This is a genomic window from Mesorhizobium waitakense (genome assembly GCF_056431085.1).
The window spans coordinates 1-16,259 of record NZ_JBWKME010000093.1 but is presented as its reverse complement, the minus strand read 5'-3'; the positions used below and the strand labels follow the sequence as shown (position 1 = coordinate 16,259).

The 16,259-nt window shown below is 63.0% G+C and carries 13 protein-coding genes; 6 read left to right on the top strand and 7 right to left on the bottom strand.

Going from position 1 to position 16,259, the window contains the following annotated elements; all coding sequences use genetic code 11:
- Nucleotides 1–26 precede the first annotated feature (26 nt).
- On the bottom strand, nt 27–1,625 hold the full coding sequence (locus AC07FD_RS19630) for an ABC transporter substrate-binding protein (protein ID WP_478351194.1): 1,599 nt from the start codon (nt 1,623–1,625) through the stop codon (nt 27–29).
- A gap of 455 nt (nt 1,626–2,080) precedes the next feature.
- On the opposite strand from AC07FD_RS19630, the gene AC07FD_RS19625 reads away from it, so the two are divergent.
- On the top strand, nt 2,081–4,060 hold the full coding sequence (locus tag AC07FD_RS19625; RefSeq protein ID WP_478351193.1) for a long-chain-fatty-acid--CoA ligase: 1,980 nt from the start codon (nt 2,081–2,083) through the stop codon (nt 4,058–4,060).
- Nucleotides 4,057–4,794 (top strand): class I SAM-dependent methyltransferase, encoded by a 738-nt coding sequence (locus AC07FD_RS19620; RefSeq protein WP_478351192.1) that lies wholly within the window; start codon nt 4,057–4,059, stop codon nt 4,792–4,794. Before AC07FD_RS19625 ends, AC07FD_RS19620 begins: the two co-directional genes overlap by 4 nt.
- Here the strand turns inward: AC07FD_RS19620 and AC07FD_RS19615 are convergent.
- Nucleotides 4,791–5,513 (bottom strand): HAD family hydrolase, encoded by a 723-nt coding sequence (locus tag AC07FD_RS19615; protein WP_478351191.1) that lies wholly within the window; start codon nt 5,511–5,513, stop codon nt 4,791–4,793. The two genes, AC07FD_RS19620 and AC07FD_RS19615, sit on opposite strands and share 4 nt — an antisense overlap.
- 5 nt (nt 5,514–5,518) lie before the next feature.
- Nucleotides 5,519–7,162: a glucose-6-phosphate isomerase gene (gene pgi / locus AC07FD_RS19610; protein WP_478351190.1), complete on the bottom strand. Its 1,644-nt coding sequence runs from the start codon at nt 7,160–7,162 to the stop codon at nt 5,519–5,521.
- Nucleotides 7,163–7,460: 298 nt separating this feature from the next.
- On the opposite strand from pgi, the gene pdxR reads away from it, so the two are divergent.
- Entirely contained in the window at nt 7,461–8,954 is a 1,494-nt protein-coding gene (gene pdxR, locus AC07FD_RS19605; RefSeq protein ID WP_457152471.1) for a MocR-like pyridoxine biosynthesis transcription factor PdxR, read from the top strand.
- A 189-nt stretch (nt 8,955–9,143) separates the two neighbouring features.
- On the top strand, nt 9,144–10,730 hold the full coding sequence (locus AC07FD_RS19600; RefSeq protein ID WP_478351189.1) for a trimethylamine methyltransferase family protein: 1,587 nt from the start codon (nt 9,144–9,146) through the stop codon (nt 10,728–10,730).
- 12 nt (nt 10,731–10,742) lie between these two features.
- Here the strand turns inward: AC07FD_RS19600 and AC07FD_RS19595 are convergent, their stop codons facing one another.
- The 3 genes from AC07FD_RS19595 to AC07FD_RS19585 form a co-directional block, all read right to left on the bottom strand.
- On the bottom strand, nt 10,743–11,141 hold the full coding sequence (locus tag AC07FD_RS19595; RefSeq protein ID WP_478351264.1) for a hypothetical protein: 399 nt from the start codon (nt 11,139–11,141) through the stop codon (nt 10,743–10,745).
- 126 nt (nt 11,142–11,267) lie between these two features.
- Entirely contained in the window at nt 11,268–12,653 is a 1,386-nt protein-coding gene (gene chrA, locus AC07FD_RS19590) for a chromate efflux transporter (protein WP_478351188.1), read from the bottom strand.
- Nucleotides 12,650–13,474, bottom strand: coding sequence for a chromate resistance protein ChrB domain-containing protein (locus AC07FD_RS19585; protein ID WP_478351187.1), 825 nt, complete (start codon nt 13,472–13,474; stop codon nt 12,650–12,652). Before AC07FD_RS19585 ends, chrA begins: the two co-directional genes overlap by 4 nt.
- Between AC07FD_RS19585 and AC07FD_RS19580 the strand changes: the two genes are divergently transcribed.
- The gene (locus tag AC07FD_RS19580) at nt 13,473–13,667 is read left to right on the top strand and encodes a hypothetical protein (RefSeq protein ID WP_478351186.1); all 195 of its coding nucleotides are present in this window, start codon (nt 13,473–13,475) and stop codon (nt 13,665–13,667) included. The two genes, AC07FD_RS19585 and AC07FD_RS19580, sit on opposite strands and share 2 nt — an antisense overlap.
- Here the strand turns inward: AC07FD_RS19580 and AC07FD_RS19575 are convergent.
- Complete coding sequence (locus AC07FD_RS19575) at nt 13,661–15,466, bottom strand: IlvD/Edd family dehydratase (protein ID WP_184877313.1); 1,806 nt, start codon at nt 15,464–15,466, stop codon at nt 13,661–13,663. The genes AC07FD_RS19580 and AC07FD_RS19575 overlap by 7 nt on opposite strands.
- A 145-nt stretch (nt 15,467–15,611) precedes the next feature.
- On the opposite strand from AC07FD_RS19575, the gene AC07FD_RS19570 reads away from it, so the two are divergent.
- The gene (locus AC07FD_RS19570) at nt 15,612–16,064 is read left to right on the top strand and encodes an SRPBCC family protein (RefSeq protein WP_478351185.1); all 453 of its coding nucleotides are present in this window, start codon (nt 15,612–15,614) and stop codon (nt 16,062–16,064) included.
- The last annotated feature ends 195 nt before the right edge of the window (nt 16,065–16,259 follow it).

Here is a 16,259-nt window from a genome sequence, read left to right as displayed (position 1 = left end):
TCTACAGCGCCGCCCCACTCAATATCTTATTCGGCTTTGTCGACGCCGTCGAAGCGGTGAATGCCGAGCGGGTCCATCATGAAGCCGCTGACATTCTTGCGCACGACCGCATAGACCTGGCTGTGGGCGAGCAGGAAGGCAGGCGCCTGCTTGGCGAAGACCACCTGGGCCTGTTCGTAGAGCTTGGTGCGTTCACCCTGGTCGCTGGTCTTCTTGGCTTTCTGGATCAGATCCTCGAAGTCCTTGTCGCACCAGCTCGAGTAGTTCGACACTCCGATGGCCGAGCACGCGAACAGCGTGGCGAAGAAGTTGTCCGGATCGCCATTGTCGCCGGTCCAGCCGATCTGGAAGGCGCCTGGACGATCCTTCTTCTTGCCTTCCGAGCGATACTTGGTCCACTCGTAGTTGACGATCTCAGCCTTGACGCCGACCTTGGCCCAGTCGGCCTGGATCAGCTCGGCGGCACGCTGGAAGTTCGGGTTGTAGGGACGAACGCGGTCGGAAGCCCAAAGCTGGATTTCCTTCAGCCCGGCAGCCTCAAGCACCTTCTTGGCGGCATCCGGATCGTAACTGTCGGACTTCACGGCCTTGTCCCACGACCACATCGTCGGCGGGATCAGGTTTTCAGCCGGCGTGGCGCCGGCGTCCTGGAACAGCGACTTGATAAGAGCTTCCCGGTCGATCGCCTGGTTGAGCGCGTGACGCACTTCAGGCTTGTCGAGCGGGGGGATGGTGGTGTTGTAGCTCATGTAGCCGATGTTGAGGCCGGCCTGGTCCATCAGGGTAACGTCCTGATTGGCCTTGATCGTGCCGATGTCGGCAGGATTCGGATAGGGAGCGATGTCGCACTCGCCGGCGAGCACCTTCTGGATGCGGGCGGTGGCGTCAGGCGTGATGGCGAAGACGAGATCGTCGATCTTCTCCTTGCCCTTGAAGTAATCCGGATGGGCGGCATAACGGATGACCGAATCCAACTGGTAGTCGACGAACTGGAACGGACCGGTGCCGATCGGCTTGGTCGAGAAGTCGGCCATCTTGCCATCCTTCGCCAGCTGCTCGGCATATTCCTTCGACACGATCGAGGCGAAGTCCATGCCGAGGTTGGCAAGCATGGGCGCGTTCGGCTCGGTCAGGGTCAGCTTGACGGTCAGGTCGTCGACCTTTTCCCACTTGGCGACATATTTCGGCATGTCCATGCCGGTGTAGTAGTCCCAGGTCAGGTTCGGCAGGTATTTATCGCCGTTCCACGGGTTCGCCTTGTTGAACTGACGGTCGAAGGAGAAGACGACGTCGTCGGCGTTGAGGTCGCGGGTCGGCTTGAAATAGTCGGTGGTCTGGAACTTCACACCCGGATGCAGATGGAAAGTATAGACCAGGCCATCGTCCGAGATTTCCCATTTGTCGGCGAGACCGGGCTCGACCTCGGTGCCGCCATGCTTGAATTCAACCAAGCGCGAATAGACGGTACGCGACGAGGCATCGAAGTCGTTGCCGCCCGTCGTCGTACCCGGATCAAAATTGGCCGGCGATGCTTCCGAGCAATAGACAAGCGTCTTCGCATTGGCCATGCCGCTCAGGACGCTTGCGGCCAGCAACGCGGCCGCAAAAGCGAGTTTCTTTTTCATTGAGCACTCCCTGATGTTCTTCCAAGCCCCTCTATCAGGCTCGCGAAGCCCGCATATAAGCACCGTTTTTCCGGCTTTGGAACACCCCGTTTGCTTACCCCTCGGGAAGCAGGAAAAAAATCCGCGATTTTGCTAAATGACAGAAAAAATTAGCAGTTTTTTCCATTCACGGGATTGTTAACGACCGCATTTTTTTATTGATCGCCGATCTGGCGATACAGGTGCCGCGCCGGCCCTCCCCCGGCCGAGGATGCGGCAGGATAGCGGTTCGCAGGATCGGCGGCAGGAAAGATTTTCGGCGGCAAATCTTTCGCCGCCTTGCCGCAGGGGCAAGACTTGCACGGCCGCCGATTGAGGCAATACATAGAACACATCCAGGCAGCAGTGGGGGACGTCTCCGTCAATTCAGGGGCGAGCGCGGCACGGACGAACAAGAATTATCCAGGGAGGAACGGGTGGCAAAAGCATCAAAGACAACGGCGTCGGTGAAACCCAAGACGGCTCCCAAGGCAACCGCCGGCGCGGTCAAGCCGAAAGCGCCCGTTGCCAAAGCCGCCGCGGCCAAGCCGAAGGCGGCACCTGTGCCGGTGCAGGCAAGTGCAAAGCCGGCGGCCAAGGCCAAGCCTGCCGTCGGAAAGCCGGCGTCCGTGGCTAAGCCCGCCGCCGCCAAGCCGGCCGCTGCCAAGCCGATAACGACGGCTGCAGCGGCGAAGCCGGCCGCGGCCTCGCGATTGCCGAAGGTACTGACGGCACTGGCTGCCGGGCTGCCGGAAAAGCTATGGCTCAAAAGCTATCCGAAAAGCGTACCAACTAAAATCGGCGCCTTGCCCTACAGCTCTATCGGCGATTTCCTGGTCGCCGCCTGCAAGCAATTTTCCGCCCAGCCCGCCTTTACCTGCATGGACAAGTCCATCAGCTATGCCGATGTCGAACGGCTGTCGGCGGCCTTCGGCGCATACCTGCAATCGAAGGGACTGCAAAAGGGCGCACGCGTCGCCCTGATGATGCCCAACGTGCTGCAATATCCGGTGGCGATGATGGCCGTCTTGCGCGCCGGCTATGTCGTGGTGAACATCAATCCGCTCTACACACCGCGCGAACTGGAGCACCAGCTCAAGGATTCCGGTGCACAAGCCATCGTCATCCTGGAGAACTTCGCCAGCACCTTGCAGGCGGTCATCTCCAGAACGGCGGTCAAGCATGTCGTGGTCGCCGCGATGGGAGACATGCTCGGCGGACTGAAGGGCACGATCGTCAATTTCGTCGTGCGCCGGGTGAAGAAGATGGTGCCGGCATGGTCGCTGCCCGGCCATGTCAAGTTCAACGCGGCCGTCAAGGCCGGCGGCGGCGTGGGCTTCAAGCCAGCCAAGGTGGCGGCCGACGATGTCGCCTTCCTGCAATATACGGGCGGCACCACCGGCGTCTCGAAGGGCGCAACGCTGCTGCACAGCAACGTGCTGGCCAATGTCGTGCAGAACGCGCAGTGGATGGAAGACGCCTATACGATCAAGCCGAAACCGGCGCATCCGAACTTTATCTGCGCCCTGCCGCTCTATCATATCTTCGCGCTGACGGTGAACGCGCTGATGGGCATGCAGCAAGGTGCGCGCAATGTGCTCATTCCCAACCCGCGCGACATTCCCGGCTTCGTCAAGGAACTGCAGAAATATCCGATCCACATCTTTCCGGGCTTGAACACGCTGTTCAATGCCCTGCTCAACAATGAGGACTTCCGCAAGCTCGACTTCAAGCCGCTGGTGCTGACGCTGGGCGGCGGCATGGCGGTGCAGAAGGGCGTCGCCGAACGCTGGAAGGCGCTGACCGGCTGTCCGGTGACCGAAGGCTACGGGCTGTCGGAAACCTCGCCGGTGGCCACCGCCAACAAGTTCAGCGCCAGCGACTTCACCGGCACCATCGGCCTGCCGCTGCCGTCGACGGAGATCGCCATCCGCGACGACGACGGCAACAATCTGCCGCTCGGCGAGGTCGGCGAAATCTGCATCCGGGGGCCGCAAGTGATGGCGGGCTACTGGAACCGGCCGGATGAGACCGCCAAGGTGATGACCAAGGACGGCTATTTCAAATCCGGCGACATGGGCTTCATGGACGAGCGCGGCTACACCAAGATCGTCGACCGCAAGAAGGACATGATCCTGGTCTCGGGCTTCAACGTCTATCCGAACGAACTCGAGGAAGTGGTGGCGATGCATCCGGGCGTGCTCGAAGTGGCGGCGATCGGCGTGCCGGACGAGCATTCAGGCGAAGTGCCGAAGCTGTTCGTGGTCAGGAAGGACCCGGCGCTGACCGCAGAGACGCTCACCGCCTATTGCCGCGAGAACCTGACCGGCTACAAGCGGCCCAAATACATCGAATTCCGGACCGAGCTGCCGAAGACGCCGGTTGGCAAGATCCTGCGGCGGGCGCTGCGCGAATGACGGCAGCCGACGGCCTGGGCGCCGTGGATGCACCTTGCCGTCCTGACCCGACCGAGTTCATCAAGGCGAACATGCGCATCGCCCCGGTGCCGTCGCTTCCCGAAATCCGGCTTTATACGCCTCATCCGGGGAGTGGCCTGAGGCGGCTTATCGATCCGCGGCAAAGCTTCGACGATGATGACGACACGGCCGAGGCGGATGAGGATGGACCCGATCCGCAGCCGCCCTACTGGGCCTATGCCTGGGCCGGCGGCGCCGTCCTTGCACGCTATATACTCGACCATCCACAAACCGTGGCCGGTCGCCGCGTGCTCGACCTCGGCGCCGGTTCGGGCCTTGTCGGCATTGCTGCGGCCAAGGCCGGGGCGAGCGCGGTGATCGCCGCGGAGATCGATCGTAACGGCATTGCCGCGATCGGCCTCAACGCCGCGGCGAACGGCGTTGCGATGACGGTCATGGGGCAGGATATTACCTGCGGATCGCCGCCTGCGGTCGATGTCGTCACCGCCGGCGACGTCTTTTATGGACAGGACGTCGCCGACCGCGTCATGCCTTTCCTTGACCGCTGCCTTGATGCCGGTATCGAGGTTCTTGTTGGCGATCCGGGCCGCGCCTACCTGCCGCGATCGCGGCTGCGCCTGCTTGCCGAATACCAGGTGCCGGACTTCGGCCAGACGAAAGACAGCGCGCCGAAGAGCGGTGTCTTCCGTTTGGAGGGTATATCCGGCCGCTAGATCGTTTCCTTGACCCGCGCCGACAGAAAATCCGGCAGGTCGGCAACCGAATCCAGCACGATATCGGCGATCGACGACAGCGATTCAGGTGTGCCGGTGCCCGAGAGCACGCCGATCGCCAGCCCGCAGCCGCCGGCTCGCGCCATCTCCAGGTCGTGGCGATTGTCGCCGACCATGGCGATTTGCGCCGGCTTCAGTCCGGTCAGGTCGCAGAAGGCGAAGATCGTGTCCGGCGCCGGTTTCGGATTGGCCACCGCGTCATAGCCATAGGCAGCGTCGAAGAGCTGGGCGACGCCAAGCGTGACCATCGTCTTCTCCGCGCCGCTGGTTGAATCGTTGGTAGCGACGCCGAGCCGGTAGGATCGCTTGTGCAGCACTGTCAGCGTTTCGACGATGCCGGGTAGCGCCACCGCCATCGACGAGCCTTGCACGGACGTGATTTCGTTGAAGCGGGCGACGGCCAGCATCTGGTCCTCGTCGGACAGGCGCGGGAACCACAGTTCGACGACATCCATGTTGGTGCCCGAGGCAAAGATCGAATCGGGCCTGAACCGCTTGTTGACGAAATCGAAACCCGCCGCCGAAAGGAGCCTGTCGGCCTTCCAGCGATCGCCCTCGGCGGCATCCATGGCCATGAAGTCGGCAATGCCGAGCCAGGTCGCGTTGAAGTCGACAAGCGTCCCGTCCTTGTCGAACAATATGCCCTTGATGTCTGCCAAACTGCTCACTCCGAACCACGCAAATGCTGGATGTATCCCACCAGGCCAGCGGTCGATGCATCCCGCTTCGCGGCACTTTCCTTGCCCTCCACGACAGGCAAGAGGCCGGTGGCCAGTTCCTTGCCGAGCTCGACGCCCCACTGGTCGAAGGAGTTGATGTTGAACAGAGTTCCCTCGACGAAGACGCGATGCTCGTAGAGCGCGATCAGCCGGCCGAAGGTGCGCGGGTCGAGCTTGCGATAGAGGATGGTCATCGAGGGCCGGTTGCCGGAGAAGACGCGGTGCGGGGCGATCTTGTCGACCTCGGCCGGCTTCATGCCCTTGGCCAGCATCTGGGCGCGCGCCTCCTCCAGCGTGCGGCCCTTCATCAACGCTTCCGACTGCGCCAGACAGTTGGCGAGCAGCAGATCATGCTGATGCTTGAGGTCCGGCTCGTGGCCGACGGCCGCGGCGAGGAATTCGACCGGGATGAAATCGGTGCCCTGGTGCAGCAGCTGGAAGAAGGCATGCTGGCCGTTGGTGCCAGGCTCGCCCCAGACCAGCGGTCCGGTCGGCGTCGTCACCGCCACCCCTTCGAGGGTGACGCTCTTGCCGTTCGATTCCATATCGAGCTGTTGAAGATAGGCCGGCAGCCGGGACAGGCGCTGGTCATAGGGAATGACGGCACGCGCGGGATATTCGCAGATCACGCGATGCCACCAGCCGACCAGCCCCAGCAGCGCCGGCAGGTTCTCCTGCAACGGCGCGGTGCGGAAATGCTCGTCCATCTCGTGCGCCCCATCGAGGAAGGCCCGAAAATTTCGCGGCCCGACCGCGATCATCACCGGCAGGCCGATCGCCCCCCAGACCGAATAGCGGCCGCCGACCCAGTCCCAGAAGCCGAAGACGCGATCCGATTCGATGCCGAACTTGGCCACCAGCTCGAGCGCGGTCGAGACGGCGGCAAAATGTTTGCCGACGGCTTCCTTGCCGAGTGCCTTCTGCACCCATTTGCGCGCCGTCTCGGCATTGGTCATCGTCTCGACGGTGGTGAAGGTCTTGGAGGCGATGATGAAAAGCGTGGTTTCGGCCGACAGGCCCTTCAGCGTGTCGTGGATATGGGCGCCGTCGATGTTGGAGACGTAGTGCGCGCGCGGCCCGTCATGATAGGGGGCCAGCGCCAGCGTCGCCATGGCCGGGCCGAGATCGGAACCGCCGATGCCGATGTTGACGATGTCGGTGATTTTCTTGCCGGTGGCGCCGGCTGCCTTGCCAGAGCGCACGGCATCGGCAAAGGCGCCCATCGCGTCGAGCACGGCAGTGACGTCCGCCTTGACGTCCTGGCCATCCACGGTGACGCCCTTGCCGGTCAGGTTGCGCAGCGCCGTGTGCAGCACGGCACGGTTTTCGGTGACGTTGATCTTCTTGCCGGCGAACATCGCCGCACGGCGGCCTTCGAGATCGGCTGCCCTGGCAAGTTTCTCCAGCAGGTCCATGGTGAGCGCGTCGACCGCGCATTTCGACCAGTCGAGCAACAGGTCGCCGTCGGTGGCGGAGAATGTCTTGAACCGCTGCGGATCGGCGGCGAAGGCCTGGCGCATGCTGGCTGGCGCCGCGGCGCGATGATCGCGCAAGGCTGCGAGCTGTTTCTGGAAGGCTGACTGATCCACTGGCGGGACTCCTGGCGTTTTCGACGCACCATATCAGACCGGATGTTTCCGGCGCGTGTCGTCGCGCCAAAACTAGTGAGCCGAATTCTGTACGGTCAATACGCGGCGATGACGCGAATCGTCACGCGGCGACGATGCAGGCGCGTCCCGAGGTGGGCGGAGTGCCGGATTTTCCGCCGAAGGATCACTGGCATAAATCCCAACGATCAGAAAAATTGATTGGCGCAACCCCTTGTGCCACCGTTACATTCGACTGGTCCAGCCAAGCGAAAAAGCTGGCCATCGAGGAACATCTTCCATGCCACAGCGAAACGACACGGCGATATGGTCCGGCCTGTTCCGGATTTCGGCCGAATCCGGCCAGACCCTGCAGGCACAGATCCGCCAAGCCATCGTGGCCGCCATTCTCGACCGCCAGATCGCCGCTTCGATGCCGCTCCCCTCTTGCCGGATCCTGGCCGAAAAACTCGGCGTGGCGCGCGGAACCGTGGTGCTGGCCTTCCAGCAGCTCGTCGACCAGGGTTTCCTGGTGGCACGCGAGCGGCGCGGCCATTTCGTCAATCCCGATGTGTTGGCGACACCAGCCAAGCCGCATCAGAAGGCGCCCGACCAGGCCAACGAGATCGACTGGAAGGCACGCCGCAAGATCGCCGCAAGCGACATGCCGCCGCCGGCCAAGCACGAGAACTGGATCAAGTCGTCGTACCCCTTCGTCTACGGCCAGTTCGACCCGGCGCTGTTCCCGACCGCCGAGTGGCGCGAGTGCAACCGCATGGCGCTTGCCGTGCTCGAAATCCGCAACTGGGCGTCCGACATGGTCGATCGCGACGATCCGTTGCTGATCGAACAGATCCAGGCGCGGCTGCTGCCGCGGCGCGGCATCTTCGCCAATCCCGACGAAATCATCGTCACGCTGGGCGCCCAGAACGCGCTCTACATGCTGGCGACGCTGTTGATGGGCAAGGGCTCCAAGGTGGCGATGGAGGACCCCGGCTATCCCGACGCACGCTCGATCTTCCGCCTTGCGGGCGCCGACATCCAGCCGGTGCCGGTCGACCAGTCCGGCATTGTAACCGCTTCTATTCCCAATGATTCCGGGTTCGTGTTCGTCACGCCCAGCCATCATTGCCCGACCATGGTGCCGCTGTCGGCGGAACGGCGACAGGATCTCCTGGCGCGGGCCAACCGCTACAACCAGATCATCATCGAGGATGGCTACGACAGCCAGCTTCTCGACGAGGCGCCGCAGCAGGCATTGAAGAGCCTCGACCGCTCCGGCCGCGTCGTCTATGTCGGCTCGATGTCGAAGACGCTGGCTCCAGGCCTGCGGCTCGGCTACATCGTCGCCTCGGCCGGACTGATCTCGGAACTCCGGGCGCTGCGCCGCTTCATGCTACGCCATCCGCCTGCCAACAACCAGCGCGCCGTCGCGCTGTTCCTGTCGCTCGGCCATCACGAGGCACTTGTGCGGCGGCTGTCGAGCGCCTTCGACGAGCGGCGCAAGCGCCTGGTCCATGCGATTTCCGCTTTCCTGCCGGAATGGCGTTCGACCGATTCGGCCGGCGGCACATCGCTGTGGCTTGAAGGGCCGCGCGGTACCGATTCGCGCGGACTGGCCGAGGCAGCCGCCTCGCGCAGCGTCATCATCGAGCCAGGCGATCGTTTCTTCGATCGCACTGAAAAGCCTTCGCGTTTCATGCGGCTGGGCATTTCCTCGATCGCGCTGCAGCACATCGAGCCAGGCATCCGCGAACTGGCCACCGCCGCCGGACGCAGGCCGGCCGCCGCCTGATCCACCGCCCGACCCCCTTGCCGGAGCCGCACAGCGTGGCTCCGGCTCCATTAGCCCTGGCATATGCAGCCGGACCGTCTGGCTCATAGGCTGTGCCAATGCCGGCGGCATAGTCGGAGCACAAAGGGGTAAAAGCAGCCGATGGTGGACCAACCGCCGCGCTGCTTCTCGGAAAGGTGGAGTGTCTCCATGTCAGTTCTTGAACAGCAGGAAGCGGCGGCGGATCAACGTTCGCGCCGCTCCGGCGGGCGCGAAGCGCGCCGCGCCATGCGGGCAGCACCGTTGGCCGACGACATCAAGCCGGTGCGCGCTGGCCTCGAAGGCGGCAGCTACGGACCGCTGACCCAGAACGACCAGGAACGCATCCACGAAGCCGTGCTGACGCTCCTGGAAACGGTTGGCTTCGCCAATGCCATACCCTCCTGCATCGAAGCCCTGACCGAGGCCGGCGCCAGCTATGGCGACGACGGCCGCATCCGCTTCCCGCGCGCGCTCGTGCTCGACACGATCAAGAAAGCGGCCCGGCATTTCACGCTGCACGGCCAGGACCCCAAGCACGACATGCTGATCAAGGGCAAGCGCGTGCATTACGGCACGGCGGGCGCCGCCGTGCATCTGGTCGATGTCGAAAAGCGCGAATACCGCGAGTCGCTGCTGCAGGACATCTATGACGCCGCCCGCCTCGTCGAGGGGCTCGACAACATCCATTTCTTCCAGCGGCCGATGGTGCCGCGCGACATTCCCGACCCGCTCGATATGGATTTCAACACCCTCTATGCCTGCGTGATGGGCACGTCGAAGCATGTCGGCACCTCGTTCACGGTGCGCGAGAACGTGCAGCCGGCACTCGAAATGCTCTATGCCATTGCCGGCGGCGAGGACAACTTCCGCGCCCGGCCGTTCGTCTCGAACTCCAACTGCTTCGTCGTGCCGCCGATGAAGTTCGCCGAGGACGCCTGCGGCGTGCTCGAGGCCTGCGTCGAAGGCGGCATTCCGATCCTCTTGCTGTCGGCCGGACAGGCCGGTGCCACGGCCCCGGCGGCGATTGCCGGTGCGGTGGTGCAGGCGGTGGCCGAAGTGCTGGTCGGCCTCATGTATGTCAACGCCATCAAGCCGGGGCATCCGGCGATCTTCGGCACCTGGCCGTTCGTGTCGGATCTCAGGACCGGCGCCATGTCTGGCGGTTCGGCCGAGCAGGCGGTGCTGACCGCGGCCTGCGCGCAGATGGCGCAATATTACGACCTGCCGGGCGGCTCGGCCGCGGGCATGACGGATTCGAAACTGCCCGACATCCAGTCCGGCTATGAAAAGGGCATCACCGATGTGATGGCCGGCCTTGCCGGGCTCAACCTGGTCTACGAATCGGCAGGCATGCATGCCTCGCTGCTCGGTTTCTGCCTGGAAAGCCTGATCATCGACAATGACATGCTCGGCCACTGCCTGCGCTGCGTGCGTGGCATCGAGGTGACCGACGAGGCGCTGTCGATCGACACCATCGCCGATGTCTGCCTGAAGGGTCCGGGCCATTATCTCGGCAACGAGCAGACGCTGCGGCTGATGCAGACCGAGTATTTCTATCCGGCCGTTGGCGACCGCTTTTCGCCCAAGGAATGGAACGAGAAAGGCCGGCCCGACATCCTGCAGCGGGCGATCATCGAGAAGAAACGCGTGCTTGCCGAGCGCTTTCCGCGCCATGTGCCGAAGCAGATCGACGATCGGCTGCGCGCCCGCTTTGGCGAGATGATCAAGCTGCCGCGCGGCAGCATGGGCGGCTGAGGGCGCTTCCCGTCAGTCGGTGCTCAGCCCATAACGCGCGACGACTTCGGCATTGATCAGCTTGGCGTGCAGCGTCATCAGCACGATTTGCGCATCGAAACTGTCGCCGGTTTCAAGGGCGGCTTCCATCCGGCGCTCTGCCTCCAGCCTGTTCTGAGGACCATTGGATCGCTCGAAGGCTTCCGGGCCGGCGATGCAATAGCTGAACAGCCGCGCCACGTCTGCATAGGCTTGGCCGGGCGGCTCGTCAGGCCAATGATCCTTCATCAGATTGACGATTGTCAGTTTTACGCCCTCCGGCACGAGGGCGGGATGAAGGTCGGCGCCACGCAATGCCGCATCGAGCTGCCTCAAGTCGCCCGAGCGGCCGAACATTCCGAGGAAGCCAAGGGAAGAGCGTCGTGGCGCCATCATGTTCCAATCCGTTTCCAGCCACTTAGGTGGTTCGCAAGCGGAATACAAAGGCAGTGATTTCTAAAGCGCGTCGCATTGAAACGGGTTCACGCGACGCGCTTTATGCCTTTGCCGTTGTGCATGTCAGCCACTCACCGCCAACAGCAAGACACCGGCCAGGGCTGATCCGGCAAGCGTCGGCAGCATGCCGATTCTAAGCTTCAGGATAGCGATCATGGCGGCACAGGAAAGCAGCGCCGCGCGCCAGTCGATCGACGAAAATACCGGCACATTCATGCCGAGGCCCAGCGCGTGTACCTCATGGAAAATGACGTGCAGGGCGAACCACAGAGCCAGATTCATGATTACCCCGACAACAGCGGCGGTGATCGCGCCAAGTGCCGCCGACAAGGCCTTGTTGCCGCGCAGGGCCTCGATATAGGGCGCGCCGAGGAATATCCAGAAGAAGCAGGGCGTGAACGTAACCCACAGGGTCAGCAACGCCCCCAGCGATCCGGCAAGCAACGGGTCCAGCGAGCCGGGATGGCGGAACGCGGCGATGAAGCCAACGAACTGCAACACCAGGATGAGCGGACCTGGCGTCGTTTCGGCAAGCCCCAAACCGTCGACCATTTCACCGGGAGCGAGCCAGCCAAAGGACTGGACGGCTGCCTGGGCGACATAGGCGAGTACCGCGTAGGCGCCGCCGAAGGTGACGACGGCCATGAGACTGAAGAACCGGCCGATCTCGGTCCAGACGCTTGCAGAGCCGGTAAGCCACCAGATCAGCAGAACAGGCCCGAACCAGATCGGCAGCCAGATCGCAATCGTGCGCGGCGCATGCCATTTCGTCGGCCTGAGATGAGCCAACTCGCCGCGCTCGAACATCAGGTCGACCGCTCCCTTGCTATCGGCAATATCGTCCTTGCCATGTGCCGAGCCGGAAAACAGCGCTGGAGCAATGCGGTTTCCCAGCCATCCCGTCAGGCCCGCGAGCAGGACGATGAGCGGGAACGGTACATTCAACGCAAAGATGGCGATGAAAGCCGAGACGGCGATCGACACCATGACCCGGTTCTTCAGGGCACGCCTTCCGATCCGGATCACCGCCTCGATGACAATGGCAAGTACCGCCGCCTTCACCCCGAAGAACAGCGACTCGACCAGCGGCACATCGCCATAGAGCGCATAGAGGATACTCAAGGTGAGCATGACGAGCGCGCCCGGCACCACGAAGAGGATGCCGGCGACAAGGCCGCCGATTGTCCGGTGCAGCAGCCAGCCGCTATAGATGGCGAGCTGCTGGGCTTCGGGGCCAGGCAGCAGCATGCAGTAGTTCAGCGCATGCAGAAAACGCTGCTCGCCGATCCAGCGCCGCTCCTCGACCAGTTCCTTGTGCATGAGCGCGATCTGCCCGGCCGGCCCGCCGAAGCTGAGCAGTCCGATCTTTGCCCAGAGCTTCATGGCTTCGGTGTAGGTCGGCGCAGCCGGACCCTGGACCATCGTGTCATGCGACTCAAGCGCGCTCATGACGGTTTGCCCGCGCCTGCACCGGGCCAGTCGTGAGTTTCTTCAGTGGCGTCACGACACCAACGAAAGAACGCATCGTAGAGCAGCATGCCTGCGTCCAGCTGTTCCAGGTCGTCGCGAAACATACGCGACAGGCCAAGCGAAGCCGCCAGGAAGCCGGCAGCCTGGGGAACAAGGTCGAGGCTTGCGGTGTCGGCCGCGCGCACGATCAGGGCAAGGCGATCGAGCGCCCCGGATTCCAGCCCGAACTCCTCGATCATCGTGTCGAAGGTGCAGCGTTCGCCGCGATGGCTCCAGAACACATCGTCGATGTCGAAAGGCACGGCCTGGAAGCGATCGGCTACGGCAAGAACTTCGGCCGGCTCGACAAACAGAAAGATCGCGTGGGGATCGACGAAACGCCGGATCAGCCAGGGGCAAGCGATGCGATCCACCTTCGGGCGGGCTCGCGTCACCCACACGGTGCGGCCCTTTTCGTCGCGCGAGGGCAAGGTGTCAGTGCGGAGCAGAAGTCCCTTTGCATCACGCCAGGCTTCGAACCCACCGTCGAGGCTTTCGGCGGAAATGCCCTCATGGCGCAGCCATGCGGCGACACCTTGCGAGAGTTTCAGCCCTTTCTGACAAACGACCGTCACTGGCTTGCCGGCGAATTCGGCGGCCCAGGTCGAAACAGTCTTGAAATCGCGCCGGCTCGAGGCCGGCAGAAGGCGTGGATCGGCGTCGAAGTCTTCATCGATACGGACATCGATGATGACAGGCGCGCCTGGCAGACCGATCAGACGGGATAACTGCGATACGGTGATAGCGGTTGTTGACGGCATGGCGTCCACCTCCTGGAAAAAGAAGCTTGGACGCGAACGTTGGGCTGACGCCTCACGGGGTCGTCGCGATACACCCCTTGTCACGATGGTGGATGCATCGCGCGGGCTTGTCAAGGATGGCGGCGGCCTGATCCGGTTCAAGCCGCCGTTTGCCATTTATGTAAGCCTCTACGAACAGATGCTCGCTCAGTGATTATCCCTGGGGACACCTCTGGTGTGCGCGACATCCTGGTATTTCACCGCCGGCTTCAGCACCATTCCCTCTGAAAACTGCGCGACCATGCCGCGCTGGATCTCCTGCCAGGGCGTCTGGTGCTTGGGATAGTCATAGCCGCCATTGTTCTGCAGTTCGGCACGCCGCCGGGTGATCTCGTCGTCGGTGACGAGGATGTCGGCCGTGCCCTTGCGCAGGTCGATGCGGACACGGTCGCCCGTCTTGAGCAGCGCCAACCCGCCGCCGATCGCGGCTTCCGGCGAGGCGTTGAGGATCGAAGGCGAACCCGACGTGCCGGACTGGCGGCCGTCGCCGATGCAGGCGAGCGCATGGATGCCCTTCTTGATCAGATAGGCCGGCGGCTGCATGTTGACGACCTCGGCGCCGCCGGGATAGCCGATCGGGCCGGCGCCACGCATGAACAGGATCGTGTGTTCATCGATGCCTTGCGCCGGATCGTCGATGCGGGCGTGATAGTCCTCGGGCCCGTCGAAGACCATGGCGTTGCCTTCGAAAGCCTCGGGATCCTTCGGATTGGAGAGATAGCGCTCGCGGAATTCCGGCGAGATGCCGCTGGTCTTCATGATCGCGGAATCGAACAGATTGCCCTTGAGGTTGATGAAGCCGGCATTGGCCTTCAGCGGCTCGGCAACGGTGCGGATGACGTCGGTGTTCTCGTTGGCGACACCCTCGCTATTCTCACCGATCGACTTGCCGTTGACCGTGCGCGCGCCGGGATGCGGCAACAGCCCGCCCTTCATCAGTTCAGCGATCACCGCCGGCACGCCGCCGGCATGATGGTAGTCCTCGCCCAGATATTCGCCCGTCGGCTGCAGATTGACCAACAGTGGCACATTGAGGCCGACCGTCTGCCAGTCGTCATTGTCGAGCTTGACGCCGAGATGGCGGGCGATGGCGTTGAGATGGATTGGCGCGTTGGTCGAGCCGCCAATTGCCGAATTGACGACAATGGCGTTCTCGAAAGCCTCTCTCGTCATGATGTCGGACGGCTTTAGGTCTTCATGCACCATGTCGACGATCCGTTTGCCGGTCTCGTAGGCGATCTGGCCGCGCTCACGGTAAGGTGCGGGGATGGCGGCCGAGCCCGGCAATTGCATGCCAAGCGCCTCGGCCAGCGAGTTCATCGTTGTGGCGGTGCCCATGGTGTTGCAGTAGCCGGTGGACGGCGCCGAAGAGGCGACGATGTCCATGAACTCGTCATAGTCGATCTCGCCAGCCGACAGGCGCTGACGTGATTCCCAGACGATGGTGCCGGAGCCGGTGCGCTTGCCCTTGTGCCAGCCATTGAGCATCGGGCCGACCGACAGCGCGATCGCCGGGATGTTGACGGTGGCTGCCGCCATCAGCAGGGCCGGCGTTGTCTTGTCGCAGCCGATGGTGAGCACGACGCCATCGAGCGGATAGCCGTAGAGCACCTCGACCAGGCCGAGATAGGCAAGGTTGCGGTCAAGAGCGGCGGTGGGCCGCTTACCGGTCTCCTGGATCGGATGGCAGGGGAATTCGAACGGAATGCCGCCCATCGAGACGATGCCTTCGCGTACGCGCTTGGCCAGCTCGATGTGATGCCGGTTGCAGGGCGAGAGATCCGAACCGGTCTGGGCGATGCCGATCAGCGGCTTGCCGGACATCAGTTCGGCCCGCGTCAGGCCGTAATTCAGGTAGCGTTCCAGGTAGAGCGCCGTCATGCCCGGATTGTCGGGATTGTCGAACCACTCCTGCGAGCGAAATTTTTTCTTCCTGGTGGGGGCGCCTGCCATCGTGGTCTCCGTATTTGTAAGACAAATCGATATGGCAACGCGCGGGAGCAGGCAAGAGGGCGCAGGGTCGCATCCGGACTTTGGTGCGATAGACATGCATGCAGCCGTGCGTTACGGCTTCGATCATTCGTGTCAGGAGGTTTTCATGGCTTTGATGATCGAAGGCGAGGAGCGCATTGCCGCGCCCCTGCAAAAAGTGTGGGAAGCGCTGAACGATCCCGAGGTCTTGAAGGCGACGATTCCTGGCTGCCAGAGCCTGGAGATGAAGTCGCCGACCGAGATGGCGGCGACCGTGGTGGTGAAGATCGGGCCGATCAAGGCGACGTTCAACGGCGAGGTGACGCTCAAGAATCTCAAGCCGCCGCATTCCTACACCATCCAGGGCGAAGGCAAGGGCGGCATCGCCGGCTTTGCCAAGGGCGGTGCCGACGTGACGCTGACAGAAGATGGGCCGGATACCACGGTGCTGAAATACGCGGCCAAGGCCGATGTCGGCGGCAAGATCGCACAGCTCGGCAGCCGGCTGATCGAATCGACATCGAAGAAACTGGCCGGGCAGTTTTTTTCAAGCTTCGGCGAAAAGGTTGGCGCGGCTTAGGTTACGTCCTCGCTCGAACGACGCCTGGCTTCTCTGGGGCCAGCGCTGCCCCTCATCCGCCTGCCGGTGTCCAGCCGATAGATGGGTAACACTTTGAATCGGATACATGGGTTACAGTTTTCCCCCTGAGTTGCCGTCCGCCGCAGCGCCATCTGGTCGGGGTTGCATGGCGCTGCGGCGGACCAGTCTCTTGTG

Coding starts and splice junctions, on each gene's coding strand:
- AC07FD_RS19630 (WP_478351194.1), bottom strand. CDS start 1,625: ATGAAAAAGAAACTCGCTTTTGCGGCCGCGTTGCTGGCCGCAAGCGTC.
- AC07FD_RS19620 (WP_478351192.1), top strand. CDS start 4,057: ATGACGGCAGCCGACGGCCTGGGCGCCGTGGATGCACCTTGCCGTCCT.
- pdxR (WP_457152471.1), top strand. CDS start 7,461: ATGCCACAGCGAAACGACACGGCGATATGGTCCGGCCTGTTCCGGATT.
- AC07FD_RS19600 (WP_478351189.1), top strand. CDS start 9,144: ATGTCAGTTCTTGAACAGCAGGAAGCGGCGGCGGATCAACGTTCGCGC.
- AC07FD_RS19595 (WP_478351264.1), bottom strand. CDS start 11,141: ATGGCGCCACGACGCTCTTCCCTTGGCTTCCTCGGAATGTTCGGCCGC.
- chrA (WP_478351188.1), bottom strand. CDS start 12,653: ATGAGCGCGCTTGAGTCGCATGACACGATGGTCCAGGGTCCGGCTGCG.
- AC07FD_RS19580 (WP_478351186.1), top strand. CDS start 13,473: ATGGCGTCCACCTCCTGGAAAAAGAAGCTTGGACGCGAACGTTGGGCT.
- AC07FD_RS19585 (WP_478351187.1), bottom strand. CDS start 13,474: ATGCCGTCAACAACCGCTATCACCGTATCGCAGTTATCCCGTCTGATC.
- AC07FD_RS19575 (WP_184877313.1), bottom strand. CDS start 15,466: ATGGCAGGCGCCCCCACCAGGAAGAAAAAATTTCGCTCGCAGGAGTGG.
- AC07FD_RS19570 (WP_478351185.1), top strand. CDS start 15,612: ATGGCTTTGATGATCGAAGGCGAGGAGCGCATTGCCGCGCCCCTGCAA.